At 64.1% G+C, this 12904-nt stretch carries 13 protein-coding genes; 5 read left to right on the top strand and 8 right to left on the bottom strand.

Annotated elements, in window-relative coordinates; genetic code table 11:
- Positions 1 to 6 precede the first annotated feature (6 nt).
- Together E9229_RS09660 and E9229_RS09655 are read right to left on the bottom strand one after the other, a co-directional pair.
- A complete protein-coding gene (locus E9229_RS09660; RefSeq protein ID WP_183510992.1) occupies positions 7 to 735 on the bottom strand; it encodes a cache domain-containing protein in 729 nt (242 codons plus the stop codon).
- Positions 732 to 1505 (bottom strand): FadR/GntR family transcriptional regulator, encoded by a 774-nt coding sequence (locus E9229_RS09655; RefSeq protein WP_183510991.1) that lies wholly within the window; start codon positions 1503 to 1505, stop codon positions 732 to 734. The genes E9229_RS09660 and E9229_RS09655 overlap by 4 nt, the downstream gene beginning before the upstream one ends.
- 171 nt (positions 1506 to 1676) lie before the next feature.
- Between E9229_RS09655 and E9229_RS09650 the strand changes: the two genes are divergently transcribed.
- The 5 genes from E9229_RS09650 to E9229_RS19840 all read left to right on the top strand — a co-directional run bounded on the left by E9229_RS09650 (position 1677) and on the right by E9229_RS19840 (position 6677).
- Positions 1677 to 2744: an ABC transporter ATP-binding protein gene (locus E9229_RS09650; RefSeq protein ID WP_183510990.1), complete on the top strand. Its 1068-nt coding sequence runs from the start codon at positions 1677 to 1679 to the stop codon at positions 2742 to 2744.
- Between the two features lie 67 nt (positions 2745 to 2811).
- Entirely contained in the window at positions 2812 to 4011 is a 1200-nt protein-coding gene (locus tag E9229_RS09645) for an extracellular solute-binding protein (RefSeq protein WP_183510989.1), read from the top strand.
- 137 nt (positions 4012 to 4148) lie between these two features.
- Positions 4149 to 5075, top strand: a complete 927-nt coding sequence (locus tag E9229_RS09640) for an ABC transporter permease (RefSeq protein ID WP_183510988.1) — start codon at positions 4149 to 4151, stop codon at positions 5073 to 5075.
- Between the two features lie 10 nt (positions 5076 to 5085).
- Complete coding sequence (locus E9229_RS09635; RefSeq protein WP_183510987.1) at positions 5086 to 5889, top strand: ABC transporter permease; 804 nt, start codon at positions 5086 to 5088, stop codon at positions 5887 to 5889.
- 524 nt (positions 5890 to 6413) lie between these two features.
- Complete coding sequence (locus tag E9229_RS19840) at positions 6414 to 6677, top strand: SRPBCC domain-containing protein (RefSeq protein ID WP_312855655.1); 264 nt, start codon at positions 6414 to 6416, stop codon at positions 6675 to 6677.
- Between the two features lie 3 nt (positions 6678 to 6680).
- On the opposite strand, the gene lhgO is transcribed toward E9229_RS19840, so the two are convergent.
- From lhgO to E9229_RS09600, 6 genes are all read right to left on the bottom strand, one after another.
- Positions 6681 to 7901, bottom strand: coding sequence for an L-2-hydroxyglutarate oxidase (gene lhgO, locus E9229_RS09625; protein ID WP_183510986.1), 1221 nt, complete (start codon positions 7899 to 7901; stop codon positions 6681 to 6683).
- A 74-nt stretch (positions 7902 to 7975) separates the two neighbouring features.
- Entirely contained in the window at positions 7976 to 9547 is a 1572-nt protein-coding gene (locus E9229_RS09620) for a molybdopterin-dependent oxidoreductase (protein ID WP_183510985.1), read from the bottom strand.
- A gap of 138 nt (positions 9548 to 9685) precedes the next feature.
- Complete coding sequence (locus E9229_RS09615) at positions 9686 to 10546, bottom strand: anti-sigma factor (protein WP_183510984.1); 861 nt, start codon at positions 10544 to 10546, stop codon at positions 9686 to 9688.
- Positions 10546 to 11127 (bottom strand): ECF RNA polymerase sigma factor SigK, encoded by a 582-nt coding sequence (gene sigK, locus E9229_RS09610; RefSeq protein ID WP_183511986.1) that lies wholly within the window; start codon positions 11125 to 11127, stop codon positions 10546 to 10548. Before sigK ends, E9229_RS09615 begins: the two co-directional genes overlap by 1 nt.
- A 189-nt stretch (positions 11128 to 11316) precedes the next feature.
- The gene (locus E9229_RS09605; protein ID WP_183510983.1) at positions 11317 to 11994 is read right to left on the bottom strand and encodes a fasciclin domain-containing protein; all 678 of its coding nucleotides are present in this window, start codon (positions 11992 to 11994) and stop codon (positions 11317 to 11319) included.
- Between the two features lie 242 nt (positions 11995 to 12236).
- A complete protein-coding gene (locus E9229_RS09600; protein WP_183510981.1) occupies positions 12237 to 12845 on the bottom strand; it encodes a sunset domain-containing protein in 609 nt (202 codons plus the stop codon).
- Positions 12846 to 12904: the final 59 nt, after the last annotated feature.

Genomic DNA, 12904 nt, shown 5'->3' with positions numbered 1-12904 from the left:
GCGGCGCTAGGGGCTGACGACGGCCAGCGGAAGGTCCCCGCAGCGGATCACGTTCATGTTTTCGGACCCCGCTCCGTCGACGGCCAACCACCCGTCGACGGCGTCCTGCCAGCCGGGCGCCAGCAGCAGGCCGGCGGCAAGTTGCGGATCCGGTGACAAAATGACCCGGCCGCTGCGGTTCACCAGGGCAGCCTTCGAGCCGATGGCCAGGATCCGCTCCATGAGCAGGTCCTCCAGGGATTCGACGAGGATATCCGCCCCGGCGATCCCTACACGGCGCCCACCTGATTCGACGGGGACGGTGAACGTCACCGTGTACTCGTCGGTGCACAGGAAGTCGACGTAAGGCCCGGTGATGTGGCCACGGCCAGACTCCATCGGGACGGTGAACCATTCACGGCGCGAATAGGTCTCCCCCGCCGATTCCATCGCCATCAGCAGCAGCCGCTCCCGCGTTGCCCCCTGCCACCAGGCCATATGCCAGGTGGCATCGGCGAGCGCGTCACGGGCAGCTACGAACCCCCCGCCGACCAGCGGGAGCGTCGATTCCCCCAGTAGACCGAGGGCCAGCGGCTGGACGGCGTCGTCCACCACCCGGCGCGTCGGAGCCGACGCGGAGGCCTCGAAGAGCGCCGTCACGCCACCGGACCATTCCCGCAGGTCGGCCAGGATCGATGCGAAGAAGTCCTGGATCGCCCCTCCCGGGGGCGTGCCGGTACCGGGGGCGCTGTTCATGGGTTGCTCCTGTCGATGGTGGTGCCGGGGGCCGGTCCGCGAACGGCCTTGGCCTCGATGAGCCAGACCACTCCGGCCCTAATGTAGTCGTTGACCAGTCCCCGCGCACGTGCCGGGTCCCTGGCTGTCACGGCATCGACGATCCGGCGGCACAGTTCGAGCATGTCCGCGTCAAAATCGGGATCGGCGTGGGCGAGCCACAGCAGCGACCCGAAATCGGTGTGCAGGCGCACGTGTTCGCGGGTAAGCCGGGCTGACTGGCTCAGTGCAGCAAGTTCCAACAGGAAGTTGCCTACCGTGACGCCGGGGACGGCAGCGCCCGGCTCGGCATCGAGAATGCGGCGGATCCCGGCGGCGTCTTCGGCATCGGCGTTCAACGCGGCAAGTTCGGCCGCAGTGGAGCAAATCGCTGCGTAGTGGATGCCCATGTCGCGCAGTTCCACCCGGCTCAACCCGGCCAGTCGGGCGAAGAGCAATGCCGATCGGTCACCGTCGGGGAGCGTAATAAACGTTCCACCCTCGCGTCCACGCCGGGTGGCCACCAGCCCGCGGGAGCGCAACGCCACCAGTGCCTCGCGCGCCGTTACCGTGGCCACCCCCATGGACGTGGCCAGTTCGGCCTCACTGGGCAGGCGCTCGCCATCCAGAAGGATTCCGGCACTGATTCCCCCAATGATGCGGTCCTCGACCCGTTGGGCGCGTCCTCCGCCTTCGAGGGTTGCGAAAACGGCCGAGAGTTGGCGCTGGCGTGGGGATGAGTCCTGAGGCATGGTGCAATCCTTTCAAATCGGCGGGATAGGGGGTGCGGACGGCTCGGTTCGATCAGCTTCTCACAGAAACAATTCAGGAAGTGATGGCTATTACATCTAACATCTGGTTTCATAGGTAATACACAGTTTGGGGCTCCTCCCACAACCAGCCACGCAGAAAGGACGGATGCCGTGCCAGCAGCATCAGCTTCCACCCTCACCGCTCAGGGGCCGGCCGCCGGTTCCGATGCTACGCCCGCCATCTCCCTGCGCCAGGTCGGCAAGTCCTTCGGCGACTTCCACGCCGTCAAGGGCCTGGACCTCGACATCCGCACCGGCGAATTCTTCTCCCTGCTCGGCCCCTCGGGCTCGGGCAAGACCACTGTGTTGCGCATGATCGCCGGCTTCGAGCTGCCCAGCACCGGCACGATCAAGCTCGGCAACACCGACGTCACCAACTCGGCGCCGTTCGAACGCGACGTGAACACCGTCTTCCAGGACTATGCGCTCTTCCCCCACCTCACCGTCGCGCAGAACGTCGAATACGGACTCAAGCTGCGCAAGCGACCCAAGTCCGAGCGCAATCGCCGCGTGGTCGAGGCCCTGGAAATGGTCCGCCTGCCCCAGGTCTCGCACCGGCTGCCCTCCCAGCTCTCCGGCGGCCAGCGCCAGCGCATTGCGCTGGCCCGTGCCCTGGTGCTGCGCCCGCAGGTACTGCTGCTCGACGAACCTCTGGGAGCACTGGACAAGCAGCTGCGCGAACAGATGCAGATCGAGCTCAAGGCCATTCAGCGCGACGTCGGCATCACGTTCGTCTTCGTCACCCACGACCAGGAGGAGGCGCTCACGCTCTCGGACCGGGTCGCCGTGTTCAACGACGGCAAGATCGACCAGGTCGGCACCCCCGAGGACCTGTATGAACGCCCGGCCACCCGCTTCGTGGCGACCTTTCTGGGCAACACGAACCTCATCGAGGGCGACCTGGCCAGGGAGCTCACCGGCACCACTGCCCTCCTGAGCCTGCGCCCCGAGCGGATCAGCGTCCGCGACGCCGCCGCCACCCCGGAACCGGGCCACTCCTCGGTTGCCGCCGTCATCGAGGAAATCATCTACACCGGCCCCACCATCCGCTACATCGCCCGCACCCCCGGCGGCGACACGCTGATGGTCCAGGAACAAAACGATGCCCGCGCCACCAATGCCCTCCGCGGCCAGCGGGTCCGGCTGGAATGGCCGTCCCGGTTCAACTACCCCATCTAGGGCCCGGCCATAGCGCTTCCACCCCGAATACCTGCCACACCCCTGTCCTCCCCTGAAAGGTACTGCCATGAAATCCCGTAAGTTCCTGCCCCTCGCGGCCCTCGCCGCCTCGGCAACCCTGATCCTGGCCGGTTGCTCCGGTGCCAGCGCGCCATCCTCCTCCGGCGGCATCCAGGTCCCCGACATCGCCGCTGCCAGCGAGGTCGGCGAGTCCGAGGGCCAGGTCAACATCATCGCCTGGGCCGGTTTCGTCGAGGACGGCTCGACCAACCCGGACGCCGACTGGGTCTCGAAGTTCGAGGCCAACACGCAGTGCAAGGTCAACCGCAAGGTCGGAGCGACATCCGATGAGATGGTTCAGCTGATGCGCGGCGGCGAGTACGACCTCGTGTCCGCCTCCGGCGATGCCTCGCTGCGCCTGATTGCCGGCGGCGACGTCGCCCCGGTGAACACCGAACTGATCCCGAACTTCGGCAACATCGTCGACGGGCTCAAGGGCCAGATCTACGACACGCTCAACGGCAAGAGCTATGGCGTCCCGATCGGCCGCGGCGCCAACGTGCTGATGTACAACACCGACCAGGTCAAGGAGGCCCCGACCTCATGGGCCGACACCTGGGCCGCCGACAGCGCGTACAAGGGCAAGGTGATGGCCTACGATTCGCCGATCTTCATCGCCGACGCTGCCGTCTACCTGATGGCCACGCAGCCGGACCTGGGCATCACCAACCCGTACGCGCTGGACAAGGATCAGCTCGCCGCCGCCGTCGAGCTGCTCAAGACCCAGAACGGCATCGCCGGCGAGTACTGGAACGACGCGCTGAAGGCCGTCTCCTCGATCTCCTCGGGTACGGCCGCGCTGGGCACCGGCTGGCAGGTCGTGGTCAACCTGGCCCAGGCCGACGGCGGACCGGTCAAGTCCGTACTGCCGAAGGAAGGCGCCACCGGCTGGTCCGATACTTGGATGATCTCCTCGAAGTCCAAGAACCCGAACTGCGCCTACAAGTGGATGGACTATGCCTCCTCCGCCGAGGTGAATGCCAAGATCTCGCAGAACTTCGGCATGGCCCCGGCTTCCAAGCTGGCCTGCGAAGGCTCGAAGGAGAACGAGGCGCACTGCGACACGTTCCACGCCACCGACGAGGACTACTACAAGAACGTGTGGATGTGGACCACCCCGGTCGAGCAGTGCATCGACGGGCGCACCGACGCCGTCTGCACCAACTACCAGGAATGGACCAAGGCCTGGACCGAGGTCAAGGGCTAACTCCACGCACCGTCCGTGGTCCGGGCGGGATGCCAACCCCTCCCTCCCGGACCACACCCCGGCCTTCGGGCTCCCCCCATGCTTCCCCGCAGCACCCTTGAAAGAGGAGGATCGACGAGTTTTCGTCGTCAACCGCCATGACACTTCTTCAGACCCCGCCGGATTCGGCGGCGCCCCCGGTCCACTCGACCGCAACACGCCGGAGCCTGACCGACGTCGTCTCCCGGGTGCTCTACGTACGTCCCAAGCTGCGCGTCACCGCGTTGCTGTTGCTGCCCATGCTCTGGCTCGGCGTGCTCTACATCGGTTCGCTCGCACTGCTGTTCATCACCGCGTTCTGGACCACCGACTCCTTCACGTCCAAGGTGATCCCGGCATTCACGCTGGAGAACTTCGCCGAGATCCTCACCCAGCCGGCCTACCAGGCCACTGCGCTGCGCACCATCGGCATCGCGCTGGCAGTCACGCTTGTGTGCATGTCGCTCGCGCTGCCGCTGGGGCTCTACATGGCCAAGGTGGCCTCCCCGAGAATGCGCGCCGTGCTGGCCATCGGCATCACCCTGCCACTGTGGGCCGGCTACCTGGTCAAAGTCTTCTCCTGGCGCATCACCTTCTCCGCCGGCGGACCGCTCGATTGGCTGCTGGCCCCGCTGGGCATGACCGGCCCGGGCTACGGCACCGCCGCGCTGATCATCACACTGTCCTATCTCTGGTTCCCGTACATGGCCGTCCCGGTCTATTCCGCCTTCCGGCAGATCCCGGATAATCTTCTGGACGCTTCCTCGGACCTCGGTGCCCGTTCCTGGGCGACGGTGCGCACAGTGGCCATCCCCCTGCTGAAGCCGGCCTTCATCGCCGGGTCCATCTTCACCTTCTCACTCTCGCTCGGCGACTATATTGCCGCGCAGTTCGTCGGTGGAAAGACTCAGGTCATCGGGACAGTCATCGCCTCAAACATCAACTTGAACCCGCCACTGGCGGCGGCCTTCGGCATCGTGCCGATCCTCGTCGTGGTGCTCTACCTCTTCTTGGCGCGCAAAACCGGCGCCTTGAAGGCCCTCTAGGAGATACGGCATGAGACTCTCTGCCCCCGCCAAGATCACCCTGCGCGTCTTCGCGTTCCTGGTCATGGCCGCCATCTATCTGCCGCTGCTGCTGGTGATAGCCAATTCGTTCAACGCCACCACGTCCGGTGCCTTCCCGATCCAGGAGTTCACCACCAAGTGGTGGGTCGCGGCCATGCACAACGAGGGAGTGCGCGAGGCCCTGTGGACCTCGATCAAGGTCGCCTCGGTGGCCACGGCGATCTCCCTGGTCCTGGGCTCGATGGTTGCCTTTGCCCTGTCCCGCTACGAGTTCTTCGGGAAGAACACGGTGAACCTGCTGGTCGTGCTGCCTATCGCGCTGCCGGGCATCGTCACCGGTGTCGCGTTGAACAACACGTTCAAGACGGTGCTGGAACCGCTGGGCATCGGCCTGGGCCTGTTCTCGGTGATCGTGGGACATGCGACATTCTCGATAGTCATGGTGTTCAACAACGTCCAGGCGCGCATGGGCAGGATGAACCGCGGCCTCGAGGAGGCGGCGATGGACATGGGCGCGAACGTGTTCAAGACGTTCTTCCAGGTCACCTTCCCCGGGTTCCGCTCCGCCTTCATCGCCGGCGGCCTGTTGGCCTTCGCGCTGAGCTTCGATGAAATCGTGGTCACCACGTTCACCGCCGCGCCGGGCACCGAGACGCTGCCGATCTGGATCTTCAACAACATGTCGCGTCCCAACCAGGCCCCGGTGGTCAACGTGATTGCCGCGGTCCTGATCCTGGCCTCGATGATCCCGGTCTACCTGAGCCAGCGGCTCACCGGAGACGACAAGAAGTAGGATCCGTTCGAACGCTTCACCCTGTTCCGGCGGGGACGGTCCATCGTGACCGTCCCCGCCGCTTTTGTTTCCCGAACCCCGAATATGTGACCTTTTAGTCACCTTCGATCTGTTCCACGGAGGCCGCCTTCCAGGCCCTGGCCGATCCCACCCGACGCGAGCTGCCCGATGCACCCGACGAGTCCGATGGCCAGAGCCTGGGCGCCCTGGACTTAAGCTTCAGCATGTCCCGATTCGGGGTGATGAAGCAGCTACGCCGGCTTGAGGCAGCCGGGCTGGTCGTGATGCGGCGCCGCGGCCGGGAAAAACTCCGCTTCCTGCAGCCCGGTCCCGATCAGGCTCATCCACGAGCGCTGGGTCTCCACATACTCGGAACCGGTGGTCGCCTCGCTGAGCGGGCTGAAAACACGATGGGAAACGAGAATAAAGACCTAGGAAACCTATATCCGCACCACCCCCGAGCTGCCGTGGGCGGCCCTCACTGGTTGGCTGCCGGGATCCGCAGTCACCATGGCAAACCGCATGTGAACGGATCACTGGACACCGGCACTGTGTTGGAGGCCGATCCCCCACGCAAGCTGGTCATGACCATGACCACCCGGTGGGACGAGGAGGCGACGGCCGAAGGCGAAACCCGGATCGCCTACGGCATCGTCCAGGTCGGCAATTCCTGTCAGCTCACCGTCATACACGACTTGCTGCGCGACGGTGTAAACGGACAGCTCTACGGCGGCTGGCTGGAGACCGGCGAGCGCCCGGGCGCACCGGGATCGCTCAGGTACACCTGAGCCTCAGTTCCTCCGGCTGCCCTCTCCTGCGAGCATCGCCACGATCATCCGGGCGATCGGCACGGCGGAAGTCGCCGCAGGCGACGGCGCATTGGCCACATGTAATTGTCGTGCGGTGGACCGGATGAGGAAGTCATGGACCAGGGACCCGTCGGCCATCACCGCCTGGGCGCGGATGCCTGCCGGATACGGGGCCAGGTCCCGGGCCTCCAACGAGGGGCAGTATTTCCGGCAGGCAGCCAGGTATCCGTGTTTGAAGACGGAATCACGCAGTTCACCGAAACCTGAGGACAGGTTCGCGGCCATCACCTTCCAGAAACCCGGGAAACCGAACATGTCGGCCGCGTCCCGGCCGCTGACGGAGTATTTCGCGTAGCCTTCCCGGGCGAGGCCCACGACGGCATTCGGACCTACGGTAATTGAACCGCCGATCGTCGGCGAAAGATGCACCCCGAGGAACGGCAAGTTGGGGTCCGGAACCGGGTAGATCAAGTGCCGGACCAGCCCTGAGAGCCTTTCGGGAAGGCGGTAGTACTCCCCGCGGAAGGGAACGATCCGGAAATCCGGTTCCACTCCGCCCATCCGCAGCAGCCGGTCCGCTTGCAGTCCCCCGCAGACCAACAGCCTTCCGGCGCTGAGGGTTTCCCCAGCCACGGTAGCGACCTCGACCCGGTCGGGAAGTTCGCGGATGCCAGTCACCCGAGTCGAGCATGCTATGCGTCCACCACGCCCGGTTATTTCGCGGGCCATCGCACCGGCCACCTTGCGATAGTCGACAATGCCGGTAGAGGCGACAAGCAGTGCCGCGGTACCGGCGATGTTCGGCTCGATCTTACCCAGTTCCAGCCCGCTGATCGGGCGGACATTGATCCCGTTGAGCAGCGCCCGGTCATGGAGGTCGCCCAGCCGTGCGGCCTCGGATTCATTGGTCGCCACCACGAGCTTGCCGGTTGTTTCGTAGCGAATCCCGTTTTCGCGACAGAATTCCTTCGTTGCCTGTTCCCCCTCGCGGCATAGACGCGCCTTGAGCGAGCCTGGTTCATAGTAGATGCCCGCATGGATGACCCCGGAATTGTGTCCGGTCTGGTGCGTGGCAACCCCGGCTTCCTTCTCAAGCACCGCCACCGTGGCCCCGGGTTCGCGGTGTAGCAACTCTCGGGCCGTGGCCAGACCCACGATTCCCGCACCGACCACCACGTAGTCATAGTTGTTCCCGCCGCCCACGTCTGCCCCGTTCCGGCGCCGCCCCGTGGCGCTACATACATCGGAGCCTACATCGTCCGGCGGCGGGATGGAGCCTATGCCACCGAGAACTGGATGCGCTGCCAGCCGCTGGCGCCGTTCGGTGCCGGGTCGGCCTTGTCGCTGGTCTGGACCTTGCCCTTGCCATCGACGGCCCTCACCGTCACCGAGTGGTTCCCGCTGGAGCCACCCTCCCAGACGTAGCTCCACTGGCGCCAGGTATCGACAGATGCCTCGGTCCCAAGGGTCGCATCTTTCCAGTCGCCGTCGTCGATCTGCACCTGCACCTTTGAGATGCCCCGGGTCTGAGCCCAGGCCGTGCCACCCATGGTGACCTTTCCGGATGCGACCTTGGCGAACGCACGCGGCACGTCGACCCGCGAGGCCAACTTGATCGGGCCGTGATCCGACCAGCCACGGGTAGACCAATAGGCCTTCGCATCGGCAAAACGGGTCACTTCCAAATCGACAACCCACTTGGTCGCCGAAACGAAGCCGTAGAGCCCGGGCACCACCATCCGCACGGGAAATCCATGTTCCAGGGGCAACGGGGTTCCATTCATGCCGACGGCCAGCAAGGCATCACGACCATCGGTGAGCACCTCCAACGGGGTGGAGGCGCTAAACCCGTCAATGGACGTGGACAAGACCATGTCGGCACCAGGCTGCGGCATCGCCCGGGCCAGCAGATCGCGGATCGGCAGCCCCAACCATTTGGCATTTCCCACCAGCGAGCCTCCCACCGCGTTGGAGACACAGGTCAACGTCACATAAGCCTCGCTCAGTTCGGATGCCAACAGTTCGTCGAAACCGATCGTCAGTTCCTTCTCCACCATTCCGTGGATCCGCAAAGACCAGTCGGAGGGGTTGATATCCGGAACGGAGAGAGCGGTGTCGATCCTGTAGAAATCGTCGTTCGGCGTGACAAAGGGTGGCATCCCTGCCACATCGACCTGCACGCCCGCCGGAAGCGCCGGGGCGGAAGTGCGCGGAGCCGGAAGCTTAAGCGCCTCCCTGGCGGCAACGGCAACATTACGGACCGTGGCCAGTGATTGTCCGATCCCCGCCACCACGCCGGCGCCGACCACGGTGAACAACGTGCCGAACAGGAAGATGCGGCGCGAGGCCGTGCGCTCCACGTCGGCCCCGGGCCCCTCACCGACGGCCGCCTTCTCAACCCGCCAGGCGGCATTGACCAGCGCACGCATTACGAACAGTGAGGCCACCACGCCCACGAGCGTCGGGGTGATGTCGGCCAACGACGTGGCCGGACGGGAAATCACTGCAACGGAGATCACCGCTCCCAAGATCACGATGCATCCGGCGGCCCAGCCGAAGGAGCGCCGGGCAAGAAGCCCGATGCCCACCGCAACGATTGCAGCCACCAGACCCAGGGAAAGGAAAAGCACCAGCTTGTCGTTGGTGCCGAAGAGACCAATCACGAGGTCTTTGAGCCAGGGCGGGGTCAGGTTGATGAACACCGAGCCCATGGCCACCAGCGGTGCCGACGATACGGCAAAGAAGGCCGACACCAGTTGTGCAACGGCGAAGAGCACCGCCGCCGAAACCAGCCCAAGGAACCCGAACCTGGCCAGATCGCGTCCGCGAGTTTTCCTTTGTTGCTTCATCAGTGCACCGCCATGTGTGTCGTAAAACGTGTCCCCCGGTGTCCCCGGAAGGTGTCATCACGATGTATTCGGAACGGTACCACCGCCGGATTGGATGGGCGCCGGGAGAACGCGGTTTAGTTTCCCAGCGCCCTCCGCCTACAGTTCCTGGACCAGGATCGGGGTCGTCGTCGGCTCCGGGGAACCACCGGAGGGTTCCACCGAGATGCCGAAGTGCGTGATACCCTGCATCGAACCGTTCACCAGGGTCATGGTGTCAGGGTCCGGTCCACTGAGCAGTCCGGCCGAGACGGCCCCCTCATCGGAGATCAACCAGAATTCGTACCCTTTGTCGGTGGGCAGTGCGGGCAATCCGGCAGTAGTGACTGCCATCATTCCCTCACCGGCGGAATAGGCAAGCGTCACCCGGGCCCCATCCTTGAGGGTCTGGGTCGCCGATTTCACATCGGAGGCCGTCAGCAGACGGGTCAGTTCGGCCTGGTTCTTACCCGCATCAGCCAACTGCGTCTCGAGCTTTTCCTGTTGGACATTCTGGCTGATCACCACACTGGCCAAGCCTGCCGAAGCGACAAACAAGGCACCGGCGGCAATGCCCAGGACCCGAGTGGAAAAGCGAGCCGGTCGCCGCGCTTCGCGTTCGGCGGCCAGGCTGGTGACCGGGACAACGGGTTGGACCGGAGGTGTCTGGGCATCCTCAGTGGCTTGCGCCGGTAAGGTCTCTTCCGCGGGAGCATCCGCCGCAGAGCTCGTCATGGGGGAGGTTTCCGCCGGCAGCTGTGCCGTGTTCTTGATGGCGGCCATGATGTTTGTTTTGACCCTCGCCGGAGGGGCAACGGGGGCGGCACTGAGACCGAGCAGGGTCGCGGTTCCTGTCAGGGCATCAATCTCATCGCGGATTGCCGAGGAGCGTTCCGAATGCTCGAACAACTCCTGACGTTCGGTTTCGTTGAGTGCATTCAGGGCGTAGCTGCCGGTCAACTCGTTTTCGTGCTGTTCCATTACGCCACTCCCATCAGGTCTCGAAGTTTGGTCATTCCATCGCGTATTCGCGTCTTGGCCGTGCCCACCGGGATCTTGAGCATCACTGCCACCTCATGGTGGGTATATCCACCAAAATAAGCCAGCCTGATGGCATCCCGTTGCGCCTGCGATAACCGTTCCAAGGCCACGAGGACCCGGTGGCTTTCATCGCGGAGGACCACGCCTTCTTCGACATCGTCGTAGGTTTCTTGGAATTCCTTGATGCCTTGGCGCAGATCACGGTCGCGACTGGCTTGGCTGGCCCGCACGCGGTCGACAGCCCGACGGTGAGCCAAGGTCAGGATCCACGAGATGGCCTTGCCCCGGGCCGGATCGAACCGGGTGGCCTGCTGCCATGCCTCCACGAACACCTCCTGAGTGACTTCCTCGCTTTGGGCCTCGTCTCGAATGATGCGGCGGATCAGCCCGAAAACCTGAGCGGAGACCGCTTCATAGAGTTCCTCAAAGGCACCCTCGTCGCCCGTGGCCACACGCAACATCAAATCCTCATGCGTTGGCGGGGCATCATATTCCGGATCCGGTAATCGTGTAGGCCGCATGCCTTTAAGCGTCTCACGCAATTCGTTCACCCGCGACATTGCCGGTCACAACGCGAGGCTCTATTTCCACAGGCCGCAGCACGATCCGGAAAGCAATAAAGCTGGTGTCCCCGGAGACCTATTCCCCGGGACACCAGCCCGCTTGCCGTCATTGCTGACATCGTCCCGATCCGCTGTTTTTTGCGGACGTTACTTCTTTGCCGGCGGCATGAGCACCTTGTCGATCAGGTACACGGTTGCATTTGCGGTCTGGACGCCGCCACAGATCACCGATGCCCCGTTGACCTTGATGTCGTTACCACTGCCGGTCACCTTCAGGTCGGCACCTTCGACGGTGGCGTGGGTTCCGTCGATGTCTGCCGGTGCGATCTGGCCGGGCACCACGTGGTAGGTCAGCACGGAGGTAAGCGTGTCGGCGTTGGCAACCACGGCGTCCAGGTCCTTCGCGGGGATGGCCTTGAAGGCCGCATCAACGGGGGCGAAGACGGTGAACTGTCCACCGTTGAGCGTGTCAACGAGATCGACCTTGGGGTTCAGCTTCCCGGAGACGGCCGCGGTGAGCGTGGTCAGCAGAGGGTTGTTCGAGGCGGCGACGGCGACCGGGTCCTGGGCCATGCCCGTGACCGAACCTGCGCCGGACGGGACGGCCTTAGCGTAGGCGGCACAGCCGGAACCAACCAGATTTGCTGCCGGGTCCATGGCGCTGCTCGATGGTGCGGGCGAAGCCGGGGCGCTGCTGGTCATCGGGGCCGAGCTCGGTGCCGGGGTGGTTGTGGTCTCGCCACCCGAGGAACAGGCGGTCAAACCCATCGAGGCAATGGCAACTACTCCGAGTACTGATGCGAACTTACGGTTCATGAGCTTCATGACGCTTCTCCTTGCCAGTCGGCAACCGTTGGCTGCCTTTACCTTTCCCGCCCCCTGTGGGGTGGGCTGTCAAGAAGCATTCGGTGCCGGTGGTTCGATGGATTGGAAATTCTCAAAAGAATTTTTTGGCCCTGCCCGGAGACAGGAAAAGAGGGGTAGCAAGCCTGATTTGAACCGATTAACCAGAAGAAGCCGGGGGCCTGGATCCACTGATCGGCGCCCCCGGCTTCCTCTTTTTGGTTTCAGCGCTTAGATGAGCGGTATCCGGCCGCACGGGCGGCCGCCCCCGAGGCGAAGCAGCGCTCCGGATTGGTGCGGGAGTAGTACTGTCCACCCGGCACGTGGTAGATCATGGAACTTTCGTTGCCCTTGATCGGGTAAGCGGACGGGCAGGACCAGTTGCTGCTGCTGTAAACCCAGCTCGACTTCTTGACCGGGGCCTTCTTGATGACCAGTGTCTGCTTTTTGGACACGGTCTTGATGCTCTTCGAGCCCGTCCGCTTGTACTTCACCGTCGTGGTCACCTTATAGGTGCCAGCCTTTAGCCGGACTGACTTCGCGTAACTGGCCAGAGTCCGATTGCCCTGCTTGACCGAGATCCGCTGCTTGGTCAGCTTGGCTTTCTTCGAGTTAACGCGCACCAGCGGCTTGATAGTGACCTTGGCGTTGCCCTTCACCGTCTTATTCGGGATGACCTTGATGGCCACCGGCGCCGGAGCCTTCTTCGCCACAGCAACAACCTGCCCGATGGCGGCGGGCTGCGGTGCAGCGCCGGCGGCAACACTGCCGCCGAGCACCAACGACGAGGCCGCAATCAACGCGGCGAGGCCGCGTCCCCATGAATTCCTCAATATTCCCCCTGATTTTGGTCAATGTGAGTGAACCTTCAAACTATCATTGGAGCCACTCA

It is taken from the genome of Paeniglutamicibacter cryotolerans (genome assembly GCF_014190875.1).
In the GTDB taxonomy this organism is placed as follows: domain Bacteria; phylum Actinomycetota; class Actinomycetes; order Actinomycetales; family Micrococcaceae; genus Paeniglutamicibacter; species Paeniglutamicibacter cryotolerans.
Note: the sequence above shows the minus strand (reverse complement) of the source record. Positions and strands in the feature narration are given on the sequence as shown.